The sequence below is a fragment of the Candidatus Methylomirabilota bacterium genome (assembly GCA_027293415.1).
Taxonomy (GTDB): Bacteria; Methylomirabilota; Methylomirabilia; order Methylomirabilales; family CSP1-5; genus CSP1-5.
The window spans coordinates 1-23811 of sequence record JAPUFX010000006.1 but is presented as its reverse complement, the minus strand read 5'-3'; the positions used below and the strand labels follow the sequence as shown (position 1 = coordinate 23811).

The 23811-nt window shown below is 58.6% G+C and carries 27 protein-coding genes and 2 pseudogenes; 20 read left to right on the top strand and 9 right to left on the bottom strand.

The genetic code is table 11. The annotated features are described in order from the left end of the window. From O6929_00550 to O6929_00535, 4 genes are all read left to right on the top strand, one after another. On the top strand, positions 1 to 721 hold a 721-nt coding region (locus tag O6929_00550), incomplete at its 5' end, for a site-specific integrase (protein MCZ6478883.1). A gap of 438 nt (positions 722 to 1159) precedes the next feature. Continuing rightward, positions 1160 to 1621 (top strand): peptide-methionine (S)-S-oxide reductase MsrA, encoded by a 462-nt coding sequence (msrA, locus tag O6929_00545; protein ID MCZ6478882.1) that lies wholly within the window; start codon positions 1160 to 1162, stop codon positions 1619 to 1621. Next, the gene (locus O6929_00540; GenBank protein ID MCZ6478881.1) at positions 1603 to 1956 is read left to right on the top strand and encodes an MGMT family protein; all 354 of its coding nucleotides are present in this window, start codon (positions 1603 to 1605) and stop codon (positions 1954 to 1956) included. The genes msrA and O6929_00540 overlap by 19 nt, the downstream gene beginning before the upstream one ends. After that, the gene (locus tag O6929_00535) at positions 1941 to 2579 is read left to right on the top strand and encodes a peptidylprolyl isomerase (protein ID MCZ6478880.1); all 639 of its coding nucleotides are present in this window, start codon (positions 1941 to 1943) and stop codon (positions 2577 to 2579) included. The genes O6929_00540 and O6929_00535 overlap by 16 nt, the downstream gene beginning before the upstream one ends. A gap of 371 nt (positions 2580 to 2950) precedes the next feature. Here O6929_00535 and O6929_00530 read toward each other — a convergent pair whose 3' ends face one another. The 8 genes from O6929_00530 to fabL all read right to left on the bottom strand — a co-directional run bounded on the left by O6929_00530 (position 2951) and on the right by fabL (position 11050). Continuing rightward, positions 2951 to 3634: a PilZ domain-containing protein gene (locus O6929_00530; GenBank protein ID MCZ6478879.1), complete on the bottom strand. Its 684-nt coding sequence runs from the start codon at positions 3632 to 3634 to the stop codon at positions 2951 to 2953. Between the two features lie 657 nt (positions 3635 to 4291). Next, positions 4292 to 5503 carry a 4'-phosphopantetheinyl transferase superfamily protein gene (locus tag O6929_00525; GenBank protein ID MCZ6478878.1) on the bottom strand — a complete coding sequence of 404 codons (1212 nt, stop codon included), beginning with the start codon at positions 5501 to 5503 and terminating at the stop codon, positions 4292 to 4294. Then, a complete protein-coding gene (locus tag O6929_00520) occupies positions 5503 to 6792 on the bottom strand; it encodes a beta-ketoacyl synthase N-terminal-like domain-containing protein (protein MCZ6478877.1) in 1290 nt (429 codons plus the stop codon). The genes O6929_00525 and O6929_00520 overlap by 1 nt, the downstream gene beginning before the upstream one ends. Then, positions 6789 to 8090, bottom strand: coding sequence for a beta-ketoacyl-[acyl-carrier-protein] synthase family protein (locus O6929_00515; protein MCZ6478876.1), 1302 nt, complete (start codon positions 8088 to 8090; stop codon positions 6789 to 6791). Before O6929_00515 ends, O6929_00520 begins: the two co-directional genes overlap by 4 nt. After that, a complete protein-coding gene (locus O6929_00510; GenBank protein MCZ6478875.1) occupies positions 8087 to 8920 on the bottom strand; it encodes a hypothetical protein in 834 nt (277 codons plus the stop codon). Before O6929_00510 ends, O6929_00515 begins: the two co-directional genes overlap by 4 nt. A gap of 170 nt (positions 8921 to 9090) precedes the next feature. After that, positions 9091 to 9549 (bottom strand): phosphopantetheine-binding protein, encoded by a 459-nt coding sequence (locus O6929_00505; protein ID MCZ6478874.1) that lies wholly within the window; start codon positions 9547 to 9549, stop codon positions 9091 to 9093. Beyond that, entirely contained in the window at positions 9527 to 10288 is a 762-nt protein-coding gene (locus O6929_00500; GenBank protein ID MCZ6478873.1) for an SDR family NAD(P)-dependent oxidoreductase, read from the bottom strand. The genes O6929_00505 and O6929_00500 overlap by 23 nt, the downstream gene beginning before the upstream one ends. 6 nt (positions 10289 to 10294) lie before the next feature. After that, the gene (gene fabL, locus O6929_00495) at positions 10295 to 11050 is read right to left on the bottom strand and encodes an enoyl-[acyl-carrier-protein] reductase FabL (GenBank protein ID MCZ6478872.1); all 756 of its coding nucleotides are present in this window, start codon (positions 11048 to 11050) and stop codon (positions 10295 to 10297) included. Positions 11051 to 11576: 526 nt separating this feature from the next. Here fabL and O6929_00490 point away from each other — a divergent pair. The 3 genes from O6929_00490 to O6929_00480 all read left to right on the top strand — a co-directional run bounded on the left by O6929_00490 (position 11577) and on the right by O6929_00480 (position 14006). Beyond that, entirely contained in the window at positions 11577 to 12434 is an 858-nt protein-coding gene (locus O6929_00490; GenBank protein ID MCZ6478871.1) for a M28 family peptidase, read from the top strand. A 184-nt stretch (positions 12435 to 12618) separates the two neighbouring features. Beyond that, the gene (locus tag O6929_00485) at positions 12619 to 13764 is read left to right on the top strand and encodes a hypothetical protein (GenBank protein MCZ6478870.1); all 1146 of its coding nucleotides are present in this window, start codon (positions 12619 to 12621) and stop codon (positions 13762 to 13764) included. A gap of 38 nt (positions 13765 to 13802) precedes the next feature. Further along, the gene (locus O6929_00480) at positions 13803 to 14006 is read left to right on the top strand and encodes a hypothetical protein (GenBank protein MCZ6478869.1); all 204 of its coding nucleotides are present in this window, start codon (positions 13803 to 13805) and stop codon (positions 14004 to 14006) included. Here O6929_00480 and O6929_00475 read toward each other — a convergent pair. Further along, a pseudogene (locus O6929_00475) lies at positions 13983 to 14044 on the bottom strand (hypothetical protein). The gene O6929_00480 and the pseudogene O6929_00475 sit on opposite strands and share 24 nt — an antisense overlap. Positions 14045 to 14200: 156 nt before the next feature. On the opposite strand from O6929_00475, the gene O6929_00470 reads away from it, so the two are divergent. From O6929_00470 to O6929_00410, 13 genes and pseudogenes are all read left to right on the top strand, one after another. Continuing rightward, positions 14201 to 14854, top strand: a complete 654-nt coding sequence (locus O6929_00470; GenBank protein ID MCZ6478868.1) for a metallophosphoesterase — start codon at positions 14201 to 14203, stop codon at positions 14852 to 14854. A 329-nt stretch (positions 14855 to 15183) separates the two neighbouring features. Further along, positions 15184 to 16005, top strand: a complete 822-nt coding sequence (locus tag O6929_00465; protein ID MCZ6478867.1) for a sugar phosphate isomerase/epimerase — start codon at positions 15184 to 15186, stop codon at positions 16003 to 16005. A gap of 25 nt (positions 16006 to 16030) precedes the next feature. Beyond that, positions 16031 to 16435, top strand: coding sequence for an NfeD family protein (locus O6929_00460; GenBank protein ID MCZ6478866.1), 405 nt, complete (start codon positions 16031 to 16033; stop codon positions 16433 to 16435). 82 nt (positions 16436 to 16517) lie between these two features. Beyond that, on the top strand, positions 16518 to 17051 hold the full coding sequence (locus O6929_00455; GenBank protein ID MCZ6478865.1) for an LOG family protein: 534 nt from the start codon (positions 16518 to 16520) through the stop codon (positions 17049 to 17051). A 34-nt stretch (positions 17052 to 17085) separates the two neighbouring features. Beyond that, a complete protein-coding gene (locus tag O6929_00450) occupies positions 17086 to 17358 on the top strand; it encodes a hypothetical protein (protein ID MCZ6478864.1) in 273 nt (90 codons plus the stop codon). A 77-nt stretch (positions 17359 to 17435) separates the two neighbouring features. After that, positions 17436 to 18275 carry a M48 family metallopeptidase gene (locus O6929_00445; protein ID MCZ6478863.1) on the top strand — a complete coding sequence of 280 codons (840 nt, stop codon included), beginning with the start codon at positions 17436 to 17438 and terminating at the stop codon, positions 18273 to 18275. A gap of 9 nt (positions 18276 to 18284) precedes the next feature. Then, entirely contained in the window at positions 18285 to 19037 is a 753-nt protein-coding gene (locus tag O6929_00440) for an alpha/beta hydrolase (GenBank protein ID MCZ6478862.1), read from the top strand. A 7-nt stretch (positions 19038 to 19044) separates the two neighbouring features. After that, positions 19045 to 19503: pseudogene (locus tag O6929_00435) on the top strand (DUF488 domain-containing protein). An 87-nt stretch (positions 19504 to 19590) separates the two neighbouring features. Then, on the top strand, positions 19591 to 20562 hold the full coding sequence (locus O6929_00430; GenBank protein MCZ6478861.1) for a nucleoside hydrolase: 972 nt from the start codon (positions 19591 to 19593) through the stop codon (positions 20560 to 20562). Then, positions 20547 to 21464: a ribokinase gene (gene rbsK / locus O6929_00425; protein ID MCZ6478860.1), complete on the top strand. Its 918-nt coding sequence runs from the start codon at positions 20547 to 20549 to the stop codon at positions 21462 to 21464. Before O6929_00430 ends, rbsK begins: the two co-directional genes overlap by 16 nt. Before the next feature lies 1 nt (position 21465). Further along, a complete protein-coding gene (locus O6929_00420) occupies positions 21466 to 22368 on the top strand; it encodes an RsmB/NOP family class I SAM-dependent RNA methyltransferase (GenBank protein MCZ6478859.1) in 903 nt (300 codons plus the stop codon). Continuing rightward, the gene (locus tag O6929_00415; GenBank protein MCZ6478858.1) at positions 22343 to 22828 is read left to right on the top strand and encodes a hypothetical protein; all 486 of its coding nucleotides are present in this window, start codon (positions 22343 to 22345) and stop codon (positions 22826 to 22828) included. Before O6929_00420 ends, O6929_00415 begins: the two co-directional genes overlap by 26 nt. Then, entirely contained in the window at positions 22828 to 23022 is a 195-nt protein-coding gene (locus O6929_00410) for a hypothetical protein (GenBank protein MCZ6478857.1), read from the top strand. Before O6929_00415 ends, O6929_00410 begins: the two co-directional genes overlap by 1 nt. The last annotated feature ends 789 nt before the right edge of the window (positions 23023 to 23811 follow it).

Genomic DNA, 23811 nt, shown 5'->3' with positions numbered 1-23811 from the left:
CGGCCAGGATGCGAAGGTCGCCGCGAATCGAGAACTGGGGACGCTCAAGGCGCTCATTAACCAGTGTAAAACGTGGGGGATATATGCTAGCGAGAATCCCGTCGCGAAAGTCCGCTTCTTTCCGGAGCCGCGGGGCAAAGAGCGGATTGTGACGCCGGACGAGGAGGCCACACTGTTAGCGGCAGCGAAGGAACCTTTGCGGACCGTGATTCTGACCGGCCTCTATGCTGGGCTCCGGGTCGCATCCGAGGCGTTGACGTTGCGGTGGGCCGATGTGGATTTGGCGCGTCGTGTCCTCACGGTCCAATCGGCCCATGCCAAGTCCGGAAAGCGCCGGACCGTCCCGATCAATACCGTCTTGCACGACGCCCTGAGCCGGTTGGCGGAGGGGGCCGGACCCGAGGATTTCGTCTTTCGGCACCGTAATGGGCGCCGGGTGCGGGAGATGGCGTCCAGCTTCACGCGGCTGTGCCATCGCCTCGGGATCGTGGACGTGACGCCCCATTGCCTGCGGCATACCTTTGCGTCGCGCTTGGTGATGGCCGGGACGGATCTCGAGACGGTCAGAGAGCTTGGAGGCTGGGCGAACCTCTCGATGGTGCAGCGGTATGCCCACCCCAGCCCACAACACAAGGCGGATGCTGTCGAGCGGATTGGGCAACCGGGGCGAGACATTAAGCCGACAGCGGAAAAGGTTGTGCCGCTAACTGCCCTCCAATAGAGCACTTGCTGGCTTTGCCCGGATGGTAAACGATCACCAAGTTACTTGCTTTCGTCACGCCGAGGTCCGGGCGCCGGACAAGCACGGCAGGCTGTGAAGGCGGTCTAGGTATTAAGAGAGCCCCCCCTCCGGATCGCGTCGGTAAAAGCCGGCAAACCACGGGCTACGTCTGTCATGCCTCATTCGTTACTTAAATAACTACTTTAAGCATTTTACCATTATCATTGGAATTAAATACTTTTTGTTGACAGCGTGAAATCCGTCTCCGACGTCTGCTTGCCCCCCTCATGCATCAGGCCGGGCGGATCGGGGCCTACCTCGAGACCTCTTGATCCTTTCCGACTACTTAGATATGCTGACGTGGTTCCAGGGCACAGGTCGTTCCGCTCGATCTGTAGGTGCCAGAGAGTCTAGATAGTCAGAAATGGAGGCGAGAGAATGGAAAAGGCCACTTTTGGGGCAGGCTGTTTTTGGGGGATAGAAGCAGCGATTCGCAAAATTGAGGGGGTCGCATCTACGACGGTCGGGTACGCTGGTGGATCTTTCAAAGACCCGACATATGAGGACGTGTGTTCTGGCAAGACGGGACATGCCGAAGTCGTGCAGGTGGAATACGACCCATCCAAGGTGTCTTACGAAGAGCTTCTACGAGTGTTCTGGAATATCCACGATCCAACGACGCTGAACCGACAGGGACCAGACATCGGCACGCAGTACCGGTCTGCGGTATTTTTTCACAATCCAGAGCAGGAAGCTGCTGCGACCGCGTCGAAACAGAAGCTTCAAAGCAGCGGTCGTTACCAAAAGTCGATTGTGACTGAAATCACGCCTGCGTTGGAGTTCTATCGCGCGGAAGATTATCATCAGCAGTACTTCGAGAAGTGCGGAATACCTCACTGAAAAGAAGGTTCAAAGACTCACTCCAAAACGTCCCTCTGTACCAGCGGATATATGCCGTTGTTCGTCACATTCCACCCGGCCAGGTAGCTACCTACGGCCAGGTTGCCAGAATTGTCGGCAGATGTGCGGCCCGTGTCGTCGGCTATGCGATGGCTGTGCTTCCCTGTGACACCGATGTTCCCTGGCATCGGGTCATCAATGGCCAGGGCAGGATCAGTCTCAGAACGAGCGGGAACGGCAGCACTGAACAACGCCGGTTGCTGGAGGCGGAAGGAGTTTGCTTCAACCATCAAGGACGTGTGGATTTCAACGAAGTCGGATGGTTCAGGCAGTGAGGGGATCACCAAAACGCCTGGAGGTGATGATGAACCGTAAATATATATTCTGTATCGCAACCGCAGTTGGCTTCCTGCTGTTGACCGTGGGATCCGCTTTGACTGAGACTCCGAAAGGCAAGCAGAGAGGAGGCAAGCCCATGGTTGTTTTCTCAACAACATTAGGAGAGGTAACAATTGAGCTTTATCCCGACAAAGCTCCCATTACTGTCGAGAATTTCCTCGCGTACGTAGATGCCGGCTTCTACGATGGAATAATATTTCACCGCGTCGTTCCTGGATTTGTGATCCAAGGCGGGGGCTTTACCGAGAACATGGAGCAAAAGTCAACCCGCCCGCCTATCAAGAACGAGGCGGACAACAGTCTCAAGAACGAGCGCGGCTCGCTTTCAATGGCGCGCACGAGAGATGTCAATAGCGCGACCTCGCAGTTTTTCATTAACCTCATAGACAACGCGTCCCTCGATCACGGGACCCGAGACTTTGGCTATGCTGTATTTGCGAGGGTGGTTGTGGGGATGGACGTGAGCGACAAGATCGCCGCCGTACGAACGAGCAATCGCGGCATGTACCAGAACGTCCCCGTCCAGCCGGTTGTAATCCAATCGGCACGCCGTAAGTGAGTTGGATCGGAGGCACGTTTTGAGGCAGGATAGGAGATTCGCCGGAAGACTGAGCGATGAGTATCGCTTATTAAAGCATGCGTATCCACATTATGAAAAATTGGAGGAACGGGTTGAAGATGGGAAGTATGACCTTCTGAAGGAATAGGTCCTGCACAATGTCGCAGATCAAGCGCCCGATAGGGTGGTGAGAGAAAAAGAGTCAATCCAACGCATGGAAGAAATTGGATGCGCAGGGGTGAGGATTCTCCATCGTGAAAATATGGAGGCGGTAATAGTCGCAACGAAGCCGAGATACTATAGAGGGAGTGAGGAAACCAGTAGCGTACGCAGGTACAGCGTCAGGGCAGAACCTGGAATGTACCCGCTCGCTACCGGAGAGAAAGCGCCGGCGACCCGGCTTGCTGAGTATTCGTGCTTGCGAGCTTCGACAAGGCAGCTGTCGCCTCCGCATTCAGGCCCACCCATTTGATACTGTGTCGGTAGCGTCCACCCTTTGGATGCACCTCGGCCCCGACGACTTGCGCCCGTCCTTGGAAGTTCATGCCCGCGATCCGCATGAAGACTTCGACCCGACTGTACAGCGAAAAGCGTTCGGGGATCCAGACCTGCGCCCCACCCGTGCTCACATCCTCGGTTTCACCGGTCACCGCTTTAGAGGGATCTTCTCCATCCAAGAGGCGACATCCGACAGGCACGACGAGGGGGACGCGGCACTGGCGGCGGGCATCACCTCGGCGGCTCGGGGGGCAAAATGCGTCAAGGGTGACCGCCTCGCCAGCCTCCATGGCCGTCGCCTCGGCGAACGATGGAAGATGCACCACCGCCTGCCGGGCAAGTTGGTCCTGCGCCTGCTCGAGCATGCGAAGAAAATCTGGAAGCATCTCAACAGGCAGGGCAATTGCTTCTGTCCCTGGCAGGGACTCTTCACCTGGGCGGTGAGAGCGACGGTACACCCGTAGTTCGACATGGGGTATCCCGTTGACCTCCCGGAGAATCGCGCAGATCTCCTCACACTGACTGCGGCTCACCTGACCTAATTTCTTCTTCTTCACAGTATTCCCTCCTATTTTACAGACCGCGATGGCGGCCTGCATGCCCGGATCGCTTCTTCGAAAGGCGTCTTTTCCGCCTGTCACATGCTGAGGTAGCTCCGTCAGCACTGCCTGGCTCACCCAGATCGTGACCGGGCCGCCTTTGCCGTACGAGCGTAGTCACTCCGGTTGCTAACCATTGGTAGAGGCGGACCATTTCTTTCCGCATGGCTGAGGGCAGTTGGGGCATCTTCTGAGCGCCCCAACAGCTTGGACAAGGGGTGAGATCGTAACGCGGGTTGGTCCCTCCAATGCACGTCTGGCATTCCATGAATTCCTGGATACCCATGGGTCTTTCGCTCCAATCCCACTTGGGGGGTAACGGATTGATGGTTCCAATTCTCCTTACAGGGGATGTGGCAATCTCTATGCCAGGGCCTCAGGGCTGGAAGCATGGAATATTAAAGGAGTTACGAGGTGGAGATCTCTGGTCGCCGGTGACGATTTTTGAGCGGCTGCCGATAAATGGACAGTCATTTTGGCGCGTTCGTCTGGACGGCTGTAACCCCGGACGTACACGAGCCGGCAGGCTGTAGAGGCCAGCGGGGGAGGGGTCTGATGGGGTCGGTCTGGTGATTGAATCAGTGGCGCAAAACCTGGGGGGGGGAGGCTGGTGAATCAACGAAGATTTTTCCACCGTCGGTGCATCCAGAACCACTGCTCGGGATGACGGAGGATCAACCTCTCGAGTGCAGCATTGTAGACACGCGTATTCGCTCGGATCGCCTCGTCAGGATCGTCGCACTCGACCACCGGAAGAGCTTCCTCGAAGCGGAGCACGTGGTGGCCATCCGGCTCGCGCCAGGTTGCGGCCGGGACTACTGGGCTTCCGGTCGCGAGCGCGATCGTAGCGAGGCTTCGGAAGGTTTTGGCTTTGTGCCCGAAAAACTCCACCTCCACACCGTCCCTGCCTCCGGCGTGCTGGTCGAAAATGAACACGATGACATCCTGGGCGGCGAGCCGGTCCAAGATGGCCTCAAGTGCGCCCTTCTTGGGAAGGACTCCGAGGCCCGCGCGGCGGAACCGCCCGGTAACGAGGGCGTCGAGCCAGGGAGGGTGAAGGGGTTTCCGGGGTATGTGGAACCGACCACGGTATTGCGGAAAGTTTGCCATCCCCGCGACGGTGGTCAGTTCCCAGTTTCCAAGGTGGGCAGTGAGAACGAGGACGCCTTTACCCTGTTCATGTGCGCGAAGAATTGCATCAACGTTTTCTACCCGGACGAGCGCAGCCCGTCGCGCCATAGAGAGCCAGGAATACCCGATGAACTCGACCAGAAAGCGGCCCATGTGACCGTAGAAGGCTTGTGCGAGCCGCACGATTTCACTCTCGGGCACTTTCCCCCCAAAGACGAGACGCAGATTCGAGAGGACGACCCGGCGGCGGATGGGGAGGAGGTAATAGATAATCTTGCCAACGAGCGGGACGTGGGTCTGCAGAGGGTCGGTCACCACGAGTGCGGACGCGCTCGCGTCATGGTGCGTGAGCGAGAGCGCAATCGCCTTCAGGCGATAACGGTCGAGCAGTGCTTGAGCCATCTGGCTGGGGACGATACGGGGCGCACCGTAGCCGTCCTGTGCGACGACAAAGTCCGCTGGACCAATTTGTCCGAGCGCGGTCTCACGGGGAAAGAGTTTCAGGCAGGCCTCCTTGGCAGCGAACCGCGCCGCGATGCTAGCCACTCGACCGGCTCCGTCACCCGCGTCTTTGAGTTCTTCCGCGGAAAAGATCCGCAAGAGGTCCTCCCTGTGGGTCTCGCGAAGCAACCGGTCTATGCGCGAGAGATCCACAGAGTCGATACCACAGCGTGTGAGCGGAACAGATGAGTCCATTAGTTGTCTCCTGCGCTGGCTGAGGCTCGGAGGAGCAACGCGGCGTCCGTCCCGGCAAAGCCTCGGCTGAGAACGAGAGCCACATCGCTCCGTGGCGGTTGGGGCATCGCCGACGCGGCCAGGTGTTTGCAGGCCGGGGCAAGGTCCCGAAGGGTCGCGATGCCGGGAACCTGCCAGTGACGCAGCGAGTTGAGGGCCAGGACGGTATCAATGATGCCGGATGCGGCTAGTAGGTGCCCAAAGGCCCATTTAAAGGACGTCACCGGCGGAGTCGTCGTACCAAAGATACGCCGAAGTGCCAACGCCTCTGATGCGTCCGACATCGGCGTGCCGTTTCCGTGGGCCACTACCATGCCGACCTCAGCGGTACCAATCCCAGCATCGTCGAGCGCCTGGGCAATAGCGCGCGCAAGCCCATCCCCGTCCCCGCGGACCGAGAGCAGCCCTTCGGCCTCCGTCACGCAGCCGCTTCCGAGAAACTCCCCGAGGACCTTCGCGCCGCGCGCATGCGCGGCAGACTGCGTTTCGAGGACCAGTGCCCCGGCACCTTCCCCTAGGATACTCCCGCTATGCCCGGCGTCAAAGGGCCGAATCGTGTCCGCGGCGAGGAGGCCGAGCGCATGGTAATGGAGGATAGTCTCCGGCTCGACCGGCGAATCGTGTCCGACCGCGACCGCCTGGTCTGCCTCGCCCGCACGAAGGGCCGCCGCCGTCTCGACGATCGCGAGCGTCCCGCTGACTCCGTGGTTGGTCACGCATCCATTGGGTCCCTTGAAGTTGTATTGGATTCCAACGTGGCAGAGGACATTATTGGGGAGGACGCGGAGCAGCCACATGGGGTTAACGGTTCCGGTCAGTTCACGACCGAACGCCCCGAGATCCCCCGCTGCGTCGGTGAGAAGCGGGAAGAAGTCATACTGGTCCTGATACGTGCTGCCGCCCGACCCGACGTAGACTGCGGTGCGGTCATTGAACAGATCGGTTCCGGTCGGATCAAGAGCATCTCGGTACGCAACGAGTCCAGCGCCCTCAATCGCCTTAGCCGCGGCATACAGCCCGAGGAGATCGGTGCGGCGGACAAGCTTGTGGAGCTTTCGATCCTCCACTAGTGCTCGCGGGTTGAAGTCAGCTATCTCTCCCGCCAGCTTGGACGGCCAGCTTGCCGAGTTCCACTGCTGGATTGGCGCAATCGCAGATCGCCCAGCCCGCGCTGCGTCCCAGATCTCGCCAGGTTCCTTGCCCGAGGCGCAGATGGCGCCCTCGCCGGTTACCAGCACCTTCGTGCTCATGTACGAACGTCCTCAGGGTTCCGAAAGACGATGCAATTGTTTGACCCGCCAAAGCCAAACGAGTTTGAAATCGCAACACCCACTCTCCGGAGGAGCGGTTGGTCGCGGACGAATTCGAGATCGCAGTCGGGGTCCAATTCGCGCAGGTTCGCGTTGGGCGGAAGGATTCCATGATGGATCGCCAGGGCGCAGATCGCGGCCTCGACCGCCCCCGCTCCGGAGACGAGGTGTCCCATAAGACTCTTTGTTGAGCTGACCCCGATACGATCCGCATGCCGGCCGAACAGCGCCCGGACCGCTACACACTCGCTCTGGTCGTTCATGGGCGTCGAGGTTCCGTGGGCGTTCAAGTAGTCCACTTCGTCTGGCCGCGCGCCGGCACTTGCGAGGCTTTGGCGGATCGCCTGGATGGGGCCATCACCTGATGGATGAGAATCGGTGATTCTGTAGCTGCTGAGAGAGTTGCCGTCACCTGCAAGCTCGGCGTAAATTCGTGCCCCGCGCCGTTGGGCCGCACTCCACTCCTCTAGAACGAGGAACCCGGCTCCCTCGCCGAGCACGAAACCGTTTCGGGTCCGGTCGAACGGCCGGCTCGCATGCTCGGGCGTATCATTGTCAGGTGAAAGGGCGCCGAGAAGACAGAATGCCGAGAGCCCGACCGGGTTTACCATCGAGTCAAAGCCGCCGGCGAGGACAAAGTCCGCGGTCCCTCGCCGTATGAGCTTCAATGCCGTTCCGAGCGCCTGCCCCCCCGAGGCGCACGCTGTGTTCACCGAGGTCGCGTAGCCGCGGATCCCGAAATGGCGGAGGATGAGCGAGAGTCCGGCATTCGCTTGACTTTGGCAGAAGGCGATCGGATCCGCGGCTGTCACCCCCGCGGCACCGAGTCGCTCGGAAGAGAGAGACCCATTCTCGGCAAAACGCTGATGAACCTCTACGAGTTTCGCGAACTCAACCCCCATCATCCCGCTGCCGACGGCGCAGCCCCAGCGCGGTGCAGTGCGACTCTCAGGCCGGATGCCGGCGTCCCGAATTGCTTCCTCGGCCGCGGCGAGTGCGAAGCTGTGATACCGGTTCGCGAACTTGAGGAGCTTGCGGTCCTCGATTGCGGTTCGTGGATCGAATTTCTTCACCTCCGCAGCGATCCGGACCGGAAAGCCGCTCGCATCAAAGCTCGAAATCCGAGCAACCCCGGTACGACCAGTTAGGAGAGCTTCCCAGGTGGTTGCAATGTTGTTGCCGAGCGGAGTCACGACTCCGAGCCCGGTGATCGCTACGCGGCGTCGTTCTCCTGTCACGATGTCTCCAACAGGCTTACTTCCACACGGGCGGTTGATACCCGTTGACCTTCGACCTCCGCGGCGAGGCCGATCTCGGTCGAGGCCCGGCTTGTCGTCAAGACCTCGGCATCAATCTCTAATGCCTGGCCCGGATGCACGAACGAGCGGAGTTTCACATTGTAGATGCGCGTCGGCCTGAGGAGCGGTCGGACGCTTGGGTCAACCGTTTCTGCGGCGAGGCTGGCTGCAAGTCGTGTCTTCGCATCGAGAAGAAGTGTTCCCGGAAAGACCGGCTTCCGCGGGAAGTGGTCTGCAAAGAACGGGGCCGACACGGGGACCACCATTTTCGCGCGAAGCCGCTTGCCGGGGTCGCGGTCAATGAGGGTGAGGCGCGGCGTCAGCGCGGCGTCACCAGAGAAACCCTGGAGGGCTGCCTCTGCCCCGCAGAGCAATTCAAAGCGTCTGCGCACGGCTATGGGGTCATCGAAGTCCTCCATGGGAAGCATCGGACCCACGCACCGGCTCAATTCAATGATCGGCACGTCCCCAACGAACGCCCATCCGTCGTAAAGGATCGAGTCAGCCTCACAACTCTCAAGGTCGACTTTGAGGTCGAGGATTGCACCCGGAGCAGCCATTTCCTTGAACTTCACCTCGCCGGCGATCCCGGCAACCGGCCGGCTCCGGAATTCCACCTTTGCCATCGCCACCCACGCCGCGAGCTGTCCAACCGCTTCAGCCACGAGGCACGGGGGCAGATCTGAAAGATCTCCAGGGATAGCGAAGCAGCCGCGAGCCCGCGTTCCCGGTTCGATCTCAGTTATCCGATCAACTAGTGAGAACGCCATTCCTCTACCATTGCCATGCTTGGGCATAGAACCCATGTACGGCGTCGCGACGCAGGTCACATCCGGGGTGCGGATCTACGACAACAACCGGCGGGCCGCAGGTTCCAGCTCCCGTGGCTTGAAGCCGCACGCGCGGGGCTCCTCCTGGTTGGACTGGCGTGTCGAATCTCCTAGCCAGCCGGGGACTTCGCGCTCTGCTTTTGGGCACGTATGACGAGTTTGCAAAAGGTTTCCACGGTAAAAAGCAGCGGAATATCGCGGACCTTGAACGGAGTGCGGAAGCGCTCTCCGGGAACCTCGTTCAAGTGTTCCTGTAGCCGTGTAAAGCCTACCTCCGTCAGGAAGCCATTTTGCTCGAAGTCTGCTTCCGAGAGGGTTCCACGGGCGTCCTCGAGGATCTTTCCTCGTGGAATTTTTACCTTGAACTGCCGTTCGAGGCGGTACACGATATCAAGAAAGTCAATCGACTCTGCGTCGAGCTCCTCCATCAGGGGGGCGCTGAGCGGCACCTCATCGACATCGCGTCCCAAGGCTTCCGCAATGGTCTCCGATACCTTCGGATACACATCCGAGATCTCGTCCTTTGTTATGGCATCCGGCATGTGTTCACTCCATTTTGAATCCGCCATCGACGTGGAGGATCTCTCCAGTGATGTAATTCGCGTATCTCGAAGCCAGGAACATAATCGCGTGGGCAACCTCTATCGGCGTGCCAAGCCGCCGGAGGAGGATGCGCGACTTGACTTCTTCGGGTGCCAGCTCGACGACCTCTCGCGACATGTCGGTTTCGATGACCCCGGGAGCCACGGCGTTTACTGTGATTTTTCGCGGCGCCAATTCTACCGCCAGCGCCTTGGTCAGCGCATTGATGGCCCCTTTACTGGCCGCGTAGTTTGTTTGCCCTCGACCACCCTTCTCAGCGGAGACCGAACTGACATTAATGATCTTTCCCGCGCGACGCGAAATCATGTGTGGGATCACCGCGCGCGTGACGTTAAAGACTCCGGCGACGTTCGTGTCGAGGACGGTTTGCAAATCATCGTCCTCGAGCATCGCCAAGAGGTTGTCACGGATAACCCCGCTGTTGTTGACGAGCACATCGATGCGGCCGCAGCGTTCTGCCACCTGCTCGACGGCTGCCTCACACGCCTTACGGTCACGGACATCGACCTGATCAGCTGTGATCCGCTGCCCCGCGGCACGCCCACTGGCGACTATTTCATTGGCCATCTCGGTGCTGTTGCGGAAGAAGAAGGTGACGTCAGCACCTTGCGCCGAGAAAAGGTCCACGCATGCGCGCCCGATGCCGCGGGTCCCGCCGGTAATGATCACCGCCTTGTCTGCAAGTCCGGAGGCTTGGAGCAACATCATCCCTCAGCCTGATATTGAGAAACCGCCATCTACAACCAGCGTGTGACCGGTGACCATTTCGGCCTCCGGGAGACAGAGAAGGTAGACTGCGCCTGCCACATCGTCGGGCGTGAGTGCGCGCCGGGCCGGCGCGCGTTGCAGGAAAGAGTTCAGCAACTCTTCGCGGTTTGGGAAGAACTTCAGCGCATTGGTGTCTACCGGTCCCGCGCTGACCGCGTTCACTCTGATGCCGAGTGGCCCGAGCTCCTGTGCCAGAGTGCGCACGAGCGACTCCAGAGCCGCTTTCGAGGCTCCGATGAAGCCGTAGCCTGGTATCGCGTGGTTTGCACCGAGGCTGGACAAGGCGATAATGCGCCCCCCCCGTGGCATGAGCGAGACCGTGCGTTGCGCAAATAGGTTTAGGGCCAATGCGTTGGTCTCCATACACCAGCGCCAATGTTTGAGGGTCATCTCGAGCGCAGGCTTCAGCACGCCGGTCGCGGCATTGCTGACCAGAATGTCGAGGTGGTCGAACTCCTGCCGGAAGGCGTCAATGACCTCATCGACGCTTTCGGGGGTGGCGACATTGCCCTGGAGCGCGCACGCGCGCCTGCCCAGGCCTTGAATTTCTTCGCACAGCGACTCGGCCTCGTCGTGACTGTTGTAATAGTTCACCGCTACATCAGAACCTGCTGAGGCCAGTTTCCAAGCGATCGCGCGGCCGATGCCACGGGACGCCCCGGTAACGAGCGAAACCTTACCGGTGAGGGGTGACGGCATTGTCCTCTCCGCTAATGTAGTAACTTAAAGAAGCTTGCCAAAGAGACTGTCCGGGTTGAACCTATCCAGTCCAACAGACATGCTTACCACAGGCCAGGGGGGGCGTCAAGGCCCTATACACTATACAGAGGGGGAAGGCCACCTCATACGCAGGGTCTCAACGGCAAGCCGGCCCCTCCGTGTGCTGGTGTCGGAGCCCTCTCTGGGTGTGCTGAAGGATCTGGCCCCACCATGGAGGCCTGCCGTCGCCTTCATGCTCGTGATATACTCTGGCGAAGCATGATTCGCCGCTCGTATTCGGGGACCGAAAATCAGAAATGAGACATTGGGTAAACCCGCAAGTTGGGCGAGGGGATGAGTTAAGGTGCTACGGCTTGTGCCAGGAGGACGTCGGCAATGGTGTTCCGTTGTCCTGCGGTGGACGGTCCTTTCAGTTGTGTTGGTTGGGAGCCAAAGCTGCATGATAGATATGCCCAAGAGTTCTTATACAGGTCCCTTTCAACCACTATCTGAAGACGAGGTGCAAGTGCGCGACCGCCTCGAGAGGCACGTATCGATGCTCGCAGGCGAAATTGGAGAGAGAAATATCTGGCATCCTCAAGGGCTAGAGGCTTCGGTTGACTACATCGAAAAAGTATTGGGGGATTCAGGATATCAAGTCGAGATGCAAGAATACAAGGTCGAAGGTAAACCCGTAGCGAATCTTGAGGCTGAACGGATTGGAACATCTTTAGCCGGAGAAATTGTTGTCGTCGGTGCTCACTATGATTCAGTGTTTGGCACTCCCGGTGCGAACGATAACGCTTCGGGGGTCGCTGGGCTCCTTGAAATTGCACGCCTCCTTGCCACTGAGGAACTTTCTCGAACAGTACGGTTCGTAGCGTTCGTCAATGAAGAGCCCCCATTTTTCTTGACGGGGGACATGGGGAGCCGCGTGTATGCATCCAGATCACGTCGACGGGGAGAGGACATTGTGGCAATGCTCTCGATCGAGACGATCGGTTATTACTCGGAGGTTTCGGGAAGCCAGCATTACCCTTTCCCTTTCAGCTATTTTTATCCCACTACCGCCAACTTCATAGGTTTTGTCGGTAATTTTTCATCGCGCCGTTTAGTCCGTCGTGCCATAGGAACGTTTCGTGAACATACACGTTTCCCTTCCGAGGGTTTAGCCGCTCCTGAGTGGGTTACCGGGGTAGGGTGGTCGGATCATTGGTCTTTTTGGCAGGAAGGGTATCCGGCTATCATGGTTACTGATACTGCTCTGTTTCGCTATGACCACTATCATACCCCGCAAGACACGCCGGAGAAGCTTGACTATGCTCGAACGGCGCGAGTCGTTTCAGGGCTCACCCGAGTCGTTGCTGATCTTGCCGGCAGTTAACACGGGTGCTGCTGCCTGACATCCTTTGAGGCAGCCGTCCACCTGACTTCGGACCTGCCTCGCTCACCCTTTGATCGTCATGAGTTGCAAACACCCTAAAAGATCACATGCCCTCCTCCCAATTTGCCTTTCCCTCCTTTTGACTGCTTGTGCCACCATCCCTAAATATCCCGCGAAGGGTAGAGTGGCGGACCAGTATATATCCACAACCGTAGACTCTGAGATTACGAGGTATTATCTCGAACAATATCTACAGAACAAGGGGACAAATCCACAGTACGATCAGAAGATAAACGAGGCACTTCAGGTGTGGGACGAACGGCCACTCGATACCGATAACCTGAAACGCGTCACCACACAGTTCTCTCCAGACTTTGCGACACTCTATTTCGTTTCCCGAATCTATATAAATCCCGAAAATCGAATCGCGCAACAAGCATTTCATTCACACGTTATGGCCTTAAGAACCCAGCGCGTAACTGAGATATTCCACATCGATGAAAAGTTTACATCGTATCTCATTGTTTTCGTTCCGGGATATGCATACAAGAGGGATCCCATTACAGGGGCTGATTTTGCCTTGCAGCGCCGTGTTATGGGCCAAGCAGGACTTGAGACACTATTAGTCAAAACTGATGAAATCGGAACAATCGAAAAGAATGCCTCAATCCTCGTAAATGAATTGACACGCTTAGAAAAATCACACGACAAAATAATTTTGGTAAGTACCAGCAAGGCCGGACCGGAAGTCGCACTGGCTATCGGAAAACTTATGACGGCAGAACAATTAACGCATGTAAAAGCATGGATCAGCATTGGTGGCCTCTTGAGGGGAAGCCTCATCGCGGACCAGGCATTAAAATGGCCAAAGAGCTGGTTTGCCGCCATTGGGTTTTTCTTTAAAGGTCTTTCAACAGATGTCATTGGAGATCTCAGCACTCAGAAAAGAAGGGAGATATTTGCTCACCTTCACTTCCCCGAACATATCCTTCTGATTCAATATGTGGGCGTTCCGCTTTCTGGAGACATTGGAGAGCACGTGGAAGGAAGATATAAGGACTTGAGAGAACACGGACCGAATGACGGACTCACACTGGTCGCCGATGAATTAATCGAAGGAAGCATTGTGATCACGGACGTCGGACTGGATCATTATTATTTGGATCGCGAAATTGATTTAAAAACGCTTGCTGTGGCCCGTGTCATTTTTGATGAGTTGGAGAGACGAGAAAAGGGGAAAAAGTCCGATCATTCTCAAGGGGGAAGGCCTGGCCCAAAAAGCAAGAAGACACCACTCGTAGCCGTGACGGGCGGCACATGGCGAGGCTGAACTCATCCGCGCGATTTTGGAAGATAACCCGTCTGGTCGTGGGATGGGGGTTAATCATCCTGATCGTGGCAGGACTTGCCCTCTTAGGCAAGGATCGCCCCTGGGTCGGGCGATGGCTCGAGCAGATAAAGGCCCGGTTGAGTTGCCGGGGGTGTTTGGAGAAGAAGAGTAGTTCACCTCTGTCGTACCAGGTCCCCTTACACGTGGGACAGAAATCCACCAACACGCCCTCGGCAGTGTAGATTTCATCCAATCCGGTCAGGCAATGGGGACAATCCATCGAGCTGGGCCATCCCTTGAGAGGGGAAATGGTATCTGTTTGAGGGTTTGCAACTTTTATACCTACCTTCGCTCATCAGGGGGCGGTCTCGGCCTTCGGACTTGAGCGCCTCGGCCCTCTACGGTACTATGCCGCTATGCATGATGAGGCGCCGGGATGATTATCGTGGCGTTGCCTGACATTCACGATAACCTGGGACGTCTCGGTGCGGTCGCTGAAGATCTCTCTGCTGCCGATGTCGTCCTCCTGGTTGGGGATCTCACGAATTTCGGCCGGCAGACGGCTGCAGAACGCATCGTCCGGGTGGTGCGAAAATATAACGACCGCATTCTCGCCGTTCCGGGAAATTGTGATTATCCAGAGGTAGATGCGTACCTCACGCGTGAAGGGATCAACCTGCATCGCAAGAGCACACTCATCGACGGGATAGCCTTTCTCGGTGTGGGGGGATCGCTTCCTTGTCCAGGGAGGACCCCGAATGAGTATTCGGACCGGGACTTCGAGGCCTTTCTCGCGGAAGCGGCATCTGACCTCAGGCCCGATGCACCCGTAATCCTCGTATCCCATCAACCCCCTCGGAACACGGTGAATGACCTCGCGGGCATCGGAAGGCACGTCGGCAGTGAATCCGTCCGGGCCTTCATTGAAACGGTACAACCACTGCTTTGCTTTACGGGACACATCCACGAAGGAAGAGGGATGGATTCCATCGGACGAACGAAGGTGGTCAATCCGGGCCCCTTGTGGACCGGAAACTATGCCTATGCGAGGGTCAGCGGGGACAATACAGAGGTCGAGATACGGCCCTAGCCCGGATTATTCACATAGAAGTGAATAATCTGCCCTCCGGGCCGTTCGACATGCTCACGGCCCCTCTGGTTGGAACGAGGACCAAGGTTCCGAGTTCGCCTAGGGGCCATTGGACAAGCTCATCGCCCCGAGCCCCGTCGAGGGGCTTCGACTCCGCCCCGCGTGTGCGGGGCGTCGCTCAGGGCTAGCCTTGAGCGGGCTGCGCAAGCGGCCTGTCGAAACCTGCCGGTGCGGCCGAGCCCGAACCTGCAGGCGCATTATTCACGAAGACCCCGGTTCGTGAATAATGCAGGCTAGGCTGCGTGAGGGGGTGGAGGGAAGACCCCTTGATGTTTCAGGTGGGAATCAACAGCTTAACGTGCGAATCGGACGGGACCGTTGATGGTCTGCGAAGGATCGCGCGACATGGCTTTCGGCACGTGGAGATGTGGTGTAACTATGCCCATCTGGATCCCAGGCTGGGTGAGGATGTGGCCATGGTCGGGCAGATTCTGGAGGAGGAAGGACTTCGAGCGGTTTCGCTCCATGCCCCGTTCGAGTTCAGGGGGGAGAGATTGTCGGGAGAAACTCTCTGGGAGGCATGGGAGGGGCTCATGGCCCAAGTCCTAGAGACCGCCCAGCATTTGAAAGTGGGGTTCGTCGTCGTACATCCTGTTCTTGTGTGGAGTTCCTTGGATCCGACCCAAGGTGGGCGCGAGATCGTTGCCTGCCAGGAGCACTCCCTGGGGAGAGTCGCTCGCCTGGCCGCAGGGCAAGGGATCAGGATTGCCTTGGAAAACCTTGGCAGGAAGCCCGTCCCGGACGTGGCCCACCCGACAGCGTTGGTGAAGCTGGCTCACCGTCTTGGGGGGGACAATGTCGGTGTGTGCTTCGACACCGGACACTGCCTGGTGAGCGGCCTCGACCCGCTTCGGGAGATGGATCGTTGCACCTCGCAGGTGTATTCTTTTCACATACACGAGAATGACGGTGTGGAAGACCTGCACTGGGTCCCTGGAAAGGGACCGATCGATTGGCCTCGATTTTTTGATAAGCTCCGAACACTCAGGTACGAAGGGTCCTTCATTCTCGAGGTATGGGGTGGCAAGGATTCAGAGGATGTGATGCAGGACGCCAAGGCCTTTGTCAAGCGGCACAACTTGAGTCCGTAAAGGGTTGGGGAGGTAGTGGGGAGTGATGACAAAGGGTGCCGAACGGCGGCTTCGGCCCCTAACGAAATACCTGCTGATCCAGATACCCGGGTGGATTGTAGTAGCGGTGGCGCTGTCGTTGATTCGGCGATGGGTCGACCTTCCCGTCTGGGCCGCCATCGGCGTCTTCCTCCTTTGGGTTATCAAGGATCTGGTCATGTTCCCGTTTGTCCGCCCGGCCTTTGAGGCTGGTGCGAAGAGCGGAGTCGATCGCCTCATTGGGGCGCAAGGCATCGCTGAGGAGCGTCTGGCACCGTCGGGTTACATCCGCGTGCGTGGCGAGCTGTGGCGGGCCGAGGCACTCGAGACGGACGAACCGATTCCTCAGGGGAGCCGGGTGAGGGTGCGAGCAGTCCGAGGCCTCACCCTCCTCATCCAACCCGAAAAGTGACAGAAGGCGGTGCAAGACGGGAATCTCGACGAACGGGCGAAGGATCAATTGATCATTCGACGGGAAAGACAGGAGGAGAACCATGTGGCAAGGGCGGCGCGTGGTGACCATCTTTGGCAGCTCCCGTCCGGTTCCGGGCAGCTCCGCCTATGCCCGGGCTGAGAAGCTCGGCCTGGGCGTCGCACGACACGGGTGGGTCCTGTGTAATGGGGGGTACGGGGGGACGATGGCCGCCGCAGCCATGGGTGCGCGGCGTGGCGGCGGGGAGACGATTGGCATTACCTGTGCCTTATACAACGGAACCCCCCCCAATCCGTACGTGACCCACCACGAGGAGGCTCCCGATCTGTTGGCGCGGCTCGGCCGGTTGGTGGACCTCGGTGACGCCTACGTTATTCTACCAGGGGGGTCCGGCACGCTGCTCGAGTTCGCCCTGGTTCTCGAGTTCCTCCACAAGCGGCTCATGCCGCCGAAACCGGTGTTGCTTTTTGGCAACTACTGGCGCCCCATAGTCGCCACGGTTCAACGCGAGCACAGCGGCTCTGAGACCGAGGTCCAGGTCGTACGGACGTCGGAGGCGGTGTTGCAAGCGTTGGTAGGTGCGTGGGGCGCGTGATGAAAAAAGGAAAGTAGGAGGGAGGTCTTCTGACATGGATCCGCATCAAGAAGCTGAGCCGGATCACGCTCTTCCAAGAGGAAGAGCATTTCGGATCGGGATAGGGCTGATGGTTATAAGTATGAGCGCCGTCTTATTTTATTTGGTGATTTCGTTCTTGCCAGTCTCATCTGATACCATGGTGGGCATGCTAGTCGGTGGGTGGATCGTGAGTTGGGGTTTATTCTTCGTCGGAATGCTCATGGCGGGAAAGAAAGGGTATCCCTACCTCAAACAGCTCGTCCGAAAGCGGTTTCAAAAAAGATAGAGCTCGGGCGAGCCAGCCTTGTCACCCCTCGAGTGCGATGGTATCATCCGTCGGTGCATTCCGTGGGAGGAGCAGCGATGTGGCAGCAGTGGCAGCACAAGGTTGTGGGAATCGTCCTTCCGCTGCTCTTCGTTCTGGCGTCCTGTGCCACCGCCCCCTCCGGGCGCACTCAACTCATTCTCATCTCGCCGGAACAGGAAAGCCAGCTGGGGGTCGATGCATTTCAGCAGGTCCTCTCGAAAGAGGAGATCACTCACGATCCTGAGCTCCAGGGGGTGGTGGACCGGATCGGGTGGCGGATTGCGAGGGCGGCCAACCTGACCGATGCCGAATGGGAGTTCGTGGTGATCGACGATCCTGAGACGGTCAATGCATTTGCGCTTCCGGGAGGTAAAGTCGGGGTCTATATCGGCATGTTCCCTGTCGCCAGGACCGAGGGAGGACTGGCGGCTGTCATGTCCCACGAGGTGGCCCATGTAATGGCACGGCACGGGGCAGAGCGTCTCAGCCAAGGGCTCTTGGCCCAGCTGGGGGCGGTAGCCATCCAGGCCGGAATGTCTGGAAGCGATCCTGGCGCTGTGCGGGGTGTCATGACCGCCTATGGCCTCGGAGCAACCGTGGGCGTTCTTCTCCCCTATAGCCGCCTTCAGGAGTCAGAGGCGGACCGGATTGGGGTGATCCTGATGGCGAAAGCGGGCTACGATCCCAAGGAAGCGGTACACGTGTGGGAGCGGATGGCACGGGAGGACGGACGTCGCCCGCCCGAGTTCCTCTCGACTCACCCAGATCCCGAAAGTCGTATCCGGGATCTCAAGGCGTTGATGCCAAACGCCCTGAGACACTACCGGCCTTTGCCGGATCAGGTCAACGACAGCACCCGCCTTCTCCCCGGCCTGAAGGGTCAGGATAGCTGGTAAACCATGGTTATGTTTCCAGAGAAGGGTACGGTCTTTTTTCCCGATTCTTTGATGATCGGAACCCCGGCGGATTTGGGGCTTGCCTATGAAGAGGTCTTTTTTGAGACCGAGGATAGGATCAAACTTCACGGGTGGTACGTCCCGCATGAAAGCAGTCGTGTTGCCCTGCTCTGGTTTCACGGCAATGCAGGGAATATCAGCCACCGGCTGGAAAATCTCGCGCTTCTGCATAAACTGGTCGGGGTGAATATTTTCATCTTCGATTATCGAGAGTACGGAAGGAGCGAAGGGGAGATCTCCAAGGCCGGCACGTTCCGTGATGCCTTTGCTGCCTTCGGGTATTTATGCGGCCGGGCCGAGTTGGACCCGGACCGCATCGTCCTCTTCGGTCGATCGTTGGGCACAGCCCTCGCAACCGCCGTGGCGGCAGAGCGCGACTGTCTCGGCGTCATTCTGGAATCGACCTTTACATCCACCGATGATGTAATGCGTATGTACTTTCAATTCCTTCCCCCCCTGCCAGCCGGCACGGTCAAATACGATACCCTCTCGTTGATCGGAAAAGCGAAAGCACCCACGATGGTCATCCACGGGGAGTATGACGAAATCATCCCGCTGTGGATGGGGGAACGGGTGTACGAGGCGGCCAGAGAGCCAAAAGAGTTCTACCTCATCCGCGGATCAGCGCACAACGACACCTACATAGCGGGAGGGGAGGAGTACTTCACCAAGCTGAAAGACTTCATCGACCGTCTCCGTTGAGGGGGTCTTGGGATCACGAGGAAAGGCCGGAACCATTTATACGATTGGCTCCAGCACCCGAGCGTTCTCGGAATTTCTTGAACTTCTCCGGGTGTATCACATTGCGACGCTTGTCGATGTGAGAATTCACCCATATAGCAAGAGGTTCCCGCATTTCTCTAAACAATCACTTGAATAACTTTTACCCTCCCAAACTGTTGGATATGTATACCTCGGGAAGGAACTCGGCGGCTATCGCCGCGGAGGATACGAGGCCTACATGCAGTCAGCAGAATTCTCGAAGGGAGTGGAAGCCCTTGAAGCTATCGGTGGGGGTGACAGGGCTGCTTTTATGTGCTGTGAGCGGATCCCCTGGAAGTGCCACCGGCGCTTCATCGCCTCTGAATTGGAGCGTCGGGGATGGCGGGTAATCCATATCATTGACAAGGACCACACGTGGCAACCCGGAGGGGTTCAGGGTTCATAGTTCATGGTTTATTGTTTATGGATCTGCTCTAAACTCTGAACGCTGAACTATGAACTCGTTTGACCTTGGACTTTGGACATCGGACCCATGAAAAGAGTTATCATCGATACGGATCCCGGGATTGACGATGCGCTTGCCCTTTTCCTGGCCTTAAGATCGCCAGAGATGCGGGTGGAGGCGATCACCACCGTGGCGGGCAACACCTCGGTTGAAAACTGCACCCGAAACGCCTTCCGCGTCCTAGAGCTCCTGAATCCGGAACCCCGCCCAAAAGTAGCCCAAGGTGCGGCCCGTCCTCTCGAGCGTGAACACCGGGCTGCTGTGGAGGTGCATGGTAGCGACGGGCTTGGGGAGCTGTCCCGCTATCAGAATCCGGACGGTAGCCCTCGATATCCCGAGCCACGGGAAGGTCCGGCACCGACGCAAGCAGCCGACATGATCCTCGAGCTCATCGGTCGTTACCCCGGTGAAATGAGCCTGATCACCCTCGGCCCGCTCACCAACGTTGCCCAGGCCCTGCTCAGAGATCGCGGTACTATGGGAAAGGTTCAGCAAGTGGTCTGTATGGGCGGTGCCGTTCTTGTCCCGGGGAACACCTCGCCGACCGCAGAGTTCAACATCGCCACCGACCCTGAGGCAGCCCGGATTGTATTTGCTTCCGGGCTCCCGCTGACGCTTATCCCCCTCGATGTGACGGAGCGTGTCCGCCTCTCGGAAGAAGCGCTCAGAACCTGGGTGGAACCCCTCGCCGATCCCCCTGCCCAGTTCCTGCTGGACTGCACCGCGCAGGTCATTGCCTTTTCTGGAAAATTTGAGGGATTTCCCGGAATCATCCTCCACGACCCCCTGACCGTGGGCGTGGTGATTGACCGATCACTGGTAAAGACCCAGCCCCTGTATGTCCAGGTAGAGACGCGGGGCGAGATCACTGCGGGGATGACGGTGGCGGATCGCCGCCCCTTTCGGGCAGAGGGAAGACCCAACGTGGAGGTGGCCCTCGAGGTGGAGGCGGACCGCTTCCTCACCCTGTTCATGGAACGTTTATGCCGGCGGTCGTAGTCGTCGGATCAGCAAACATGGACTTTACCGTCCAGGTGGATCGAGCGCCCAAGCCGGGGGAAACGATCTTTGGCCGGAACCTCTTGATATCCTTTGGAGGTAAGGGGGCGAATCAGGCTGTGGCTGTCCGTCGGGCTGGGGCTGCTGTAGCTTTTGTCGGCAAGGTGGGGCAGGACCAGCATGGCGAGCAGATCCGCACACATCTCGAGACGGTAGGAATCGGGGAAGCCGGACTCATCTCGGATGCCAGTTGCGCCACCGGTGTGGCCTTTATCCTGGTCGAGCCGGATGGCCGAAATCAGATTGTGGTGGCTTCCGGGTGCAACTATCGCCTGACGCCAGCAGAGATTGAAGCCCGCGATCACCTGCTGACCGGAGAGATTCTTCTCCTGCAGCTGGAGACCCCTGTCGAAACGGTCTTCTCGGCCCTCCGACGGGCAAAAGAAAAAGGAATGCGAACCATCCTGAACCCTGCTCCCGCCACCCGTCTCCCACAAGAGGTTTTCCCCTTGGTGGACCTTTTAACCCCCAATGAAACGGAGGCCTCCACCCTGACCGGTGTCGCTGTGGAGGATCGAGGTGGGGCAGAGAAAGCGGGCGCCAACCTTCTCGCGATGGGCTGTGGGGGCGTGATCATCACGCTGGGGGCAGACGGCGCCTTGTGGATGAGTAAAGACGGGACGCAACACTTTCCGGGCTTTTCCGTCCAACCGGTTGATTCCACAGCCGCCGGCGACGCCTTTAACGGAGCGCTAGCCGCCGCATTAGCTGAGGGCAGTGCGCTGGAAGAGGCGATCCCCTTTGCGAACGCCGCTGGCGCAGTGGCCACAACTCGCCGAGGGGCCCAAGAGTCGCTTCCCGACCGGGCGGCAATTTTGGCCCTCGTTTCGTCCGTGAAGTGAGATGGTCCAGGCCTTCGAGCGCTATCGCGAAATCATTCCCGGCTTTCCGGCGTTTCTCAACGCCCTGAGGATGCCTCAGCCGACCCACCTTCGGATCAATCCGTTCCGTGTCAAGCGGGAAGAGTTTCAGCACGCCATGGAGGATCGGGGCTACCGCATCGCTCCAGTCGCTGGGATTCCAGACGCGTTCCGATGGGAGAGCACATCAGGCCCCGGGAGCACCATCGAGTACTTCCGAGGCTGCTACCATGTCCAGGGCCTCACATCAATGTTCCCCGCCCTAATTCTTGATCCGCAGCCGGGGGACCGGCTGCTCGATATGTGCGCGGCGCCCGGGGGAAAGGCAACCCATCTGGCCCAGCTGACGCAGAACCGGGCCCTGATCGTCGCCAACGACGTGACCCATCACCGGATTGGTATTCTCCGGTCGCACAGCGACCGCCTCGGGATCACCAGTATTGTGGTGACCCGGTATCAGGGGCAAAGCTTTCCGATGCGGATGCAGTTCGACCGGATTCTGCTCGATCCGCCCTGCTCGGCGGAGGGGACGTATCGGACAGGCAAGCGGCCGCCGTTAACCGAAGACCCACAGGTCAGTTACCGCCTGCAGCGGCTCCAACAGATGCTTCTGAACCGCGCCCTGGAGCTGCTCCGGCCCGGAGGAACGCTCGTCTATTCGACATGCACCTACGCCCCCGAGGAGAACGAAGCGGTACTCCATCAGGCGGTAGAGTCGGGACGAGCCGAGATCGTCCCGATCGATGTTCCGTTTCCATATGCGCCGGGTCTCGAGGTATGGGATGGGCATAGGTTTCATCCCTCCCTCGAACAGGCGGCCCGGTTCTATCCGCACCTACTCGATTCATGGGGGTTCTTCATTGCTTGTCTCCGTAAACCAGGCTGAGCGGGAACAGATTTTCGAATACTGGGGTGGGCGATTTGGCGTGTCCTCGCCCGCGTTGGCCAAGCTGCGGTTTCTGGTCCGTGGGAGGAATGTGTGGGCGGTGACGGACCTTGAGGGTCTGGACGACGCCCTTGGATCTCTCAAAGTCGAGGCGGCAGGGGTGCCCTTTCTCCGAAGCCAAAGGCACATGTGGAAGCCGACGACGGCTGCGCTGCTATTCCTCGATGCCGCCGTCACCAAGAATGTCGTGGATCTGACCGGGGAGCAACTTCAGCCCTTTTTGCGGGGTGAGATGCTGCTCGGACCCTTTGTGGTGGACGGAGGATATGTGGCGATACGCTACGAAGAGAAAATGTTGGGGTGCGCACTCTACGGGAAGGCCGGACTCAAGTCACAGCTTCCCCGAGCGTGGGTGGCGGTGCTGCGAGGCGGTAAGCCCGAGATGGCGGAGGAGTGGTGATGGAGCAGAGGCCCGAGCGCGATTTCAGCCAGTGTCCCAAATGCGGGGGGACCGAGGTGGAACGGACAGAGGTGACCCGGGGCTATTATTCGGCGCATGCCAAGTTCGACCCCGAGGTCCTCATTCGCTTTACCGACATTTGTGCCAGCTGCGGGACGTTGATCTACGAGCACGTCGAGGAGGAGGGAGAATAATCCCGGTTCGATAGAGCAAAATCAACAATTTCAAGGACTTCGGTGTGTGGGACGCGGCAAAATGTAACATTTCGTGGCCCTAAGATGCACCCTATCCGCAACCGCACTCCCCATTCTGCAGTCTATGCCATTTCCCACCATGTAGGTGTCCCCGGGTCGCCCGCCACGGGAGAACTAGCATAACCAACCGTGTCCGGATATAGTACCCTTCGCTTCTTTGTGCATGATGGAGGTTTCCCAGGCCTACCCTGTGAAGCCTGGAGGGGAACCCCCCACTTCGATTCGCTTCCTCCCCCGGGGGCCTGGCTTGTGAAGCCCCTCTCACAGGAACCTGCCCAATTCGATCCCGGTGAGGACTTGTAGTTGTAATCTTCTTTCAGGGGTCTGAAGGCCTGGCCGTGGCAACCAGGGGGTTTCACTAGGCTCTTGACACCCGCCACTCATCAAATCTCCTGGCCTGACGTGGGCACCCCGATAACTGCGGTCACGACGACCCAGCGCCCCCTAGGCCGTGATCTTCCGCGCCCACAGGGTCTTAAAATCCGCCAGAAGGGGGTTGTGGCAAGTGATCGACATGGCTGCAACCCCCTGATTTTTCTCGCTCCATGGCGATTCTCTCCTTTCTCCCACTTTCCCTGATTTCTACCCTTTCTGGACACCAGATGGACACTATATGGACACCAAGTTCCTAGCCCAATCGGCCCAGCTTCTCGGCCCCCTCCCTTAACATAGCCTTATCCACGATGGCATAGCGCCGGTAGACGCTCTCGGTCTTATGCCCAGTCAGCT

What these genes read in the sequence shown, in the direction of transcription:
- O6929_00510 (MCZ6478875.1), bottom strand. Translation starts at nt 8,920, where the DNA reads ATGGCGTTCTCACTAGTTGATCGGATAACTGAGATCGAACCGGGAACG.
- O6929_00410 (MCZ6478857.1), top strand. Translation starts at nt 22,828, where the DNA reads ATGGAGCAGAGGCCCGAGCGCGATTTCAGCCAGTGTCCCAAATGCGGG.
- O6929_00520 (MCZ6478877.1), bottom strand. Translation starts at nt 6,792, where the DNA reads ATGAGCACGAAGGTGCTGGTAACCGGCGAGGGCGCCATCTGCGCCTCG.
- O6929_00420 (MCZ6478859.1), top strand. Translation starts at nt 21,466, where the DNA reads ATGGTCCAGGCCTTCGAGCGCTATCGCGAAATCATTCCCGGCTTTCCG.
- rbsK (MCZ6478860.1), top strand. Translation starts at nt 20,547, where the DNA reads ATGCCGGCGGTCGTAGTCGTCGGATCAGCAAACATGGACTTTACCGTC.
- msrA (MCZ6478882.1), top strand. Translation starts at nt 1,160, where the DNA reads ATGGAAAAGGCCACTTTTGGGGCAGGCTGTTTTTGGGGGATAGAAGCA.
- O6929_00465 (MCZ6478867.1), top strand. Translation starts at nt 15,184, where the DNA reads ATGTTTCAGGTGGGAATCAACAGCTTAACGTGCGAATCGGACGGGACC.
- O6929_00445 (MCZ6478863.1), top strand. Translation starts at nt 17,436, where the DNA reads ATGTGGCAGCAGTGGCAGCACAAGGTTGTGGGAATCGTCCTTCCGCTG.
- O6929_00500 (MCZ6478873.1), bottom strand. Translation starts at nt 10,288, where the DNA reads ATGTTGCTCCAAGCCTCCGGACTTGCAGACAAGGCGGTGATCATTACC.
- O6929_00535 (MCZ6478880.1), top strand. Translation starts at nt 1,941, where the DNA reads ATGGTTCAGGCAGTGAGGGGATCACCAAAACGCCTGGAGGTGATGATG.
- O6929_00470 (MCZ6478868.1), top strand. Translation starts at nt 14,201, where the DNA reads ATGATTATCGTGGCGTTGCCTGACATTCACGATAACCTGGGACGTCTC.
- O6929_00460 (MCZ6478866.1), top strand. Translation starts at nt 16,031, where the DNA reads ATGACAAAGGGTGCCGAACGGCGGCTTCGGCCCCTAACGAAATACCTG.
- O6929_00505 (MCZ6478874.1), bottom strand. Translation starts at nt 9,549, where the DNA reads ATGGCGGATTCAAAATGGAGTGAACACATGCCGGATGCCATAACAAAG.
- O6929_00430 (MCZ6478861.1), top strand. Translation starts at nt 19,591, where the DNA reads ATGAAAAGAGTTATCATCGATACGGATCCCGGGATTGACGATGCGCTT.
- O6929_00525 (MCZ6478878.1), bottom strand. Translation starts at nt 5,503, where the DNA reads ATGGACTCATCTGTTCCGCTCACACGCTGTGGTATCGACTCTGTGGAT.
- O6929_00450 (MCZ6478864.1), top strand. Translation starts at nt 17,086, where the DNA reads ATGGATCCGCATCAAGAAGCTGAGCCGGATCACGCTCTTCCAAGAGGA.
- O6929_00455 (MCZ6478865.1), top strand. Translation starts at nt 16,518, where the DNA reads ATGTGGCAAGGGCGGCGCGTGGTGACCATCTTTGGCAGCTCCCGTCCG.
- O6929_00440 (MCZ6478862.1), top strand. Translation starts at nt 18,285, where the DNA reads ATGTTTCCAGAGAAGGGTACGGTCTTTTTTCCCGATTCTTTGATGATC.
- fabL (MCZ6478872.1), bottom strand. Translation starts at nt 11,050, where the DNA reads ATGCCGTCACCCCTCACCGGTAAGGTTTCGCTCGTTACCGGGGCGTCC.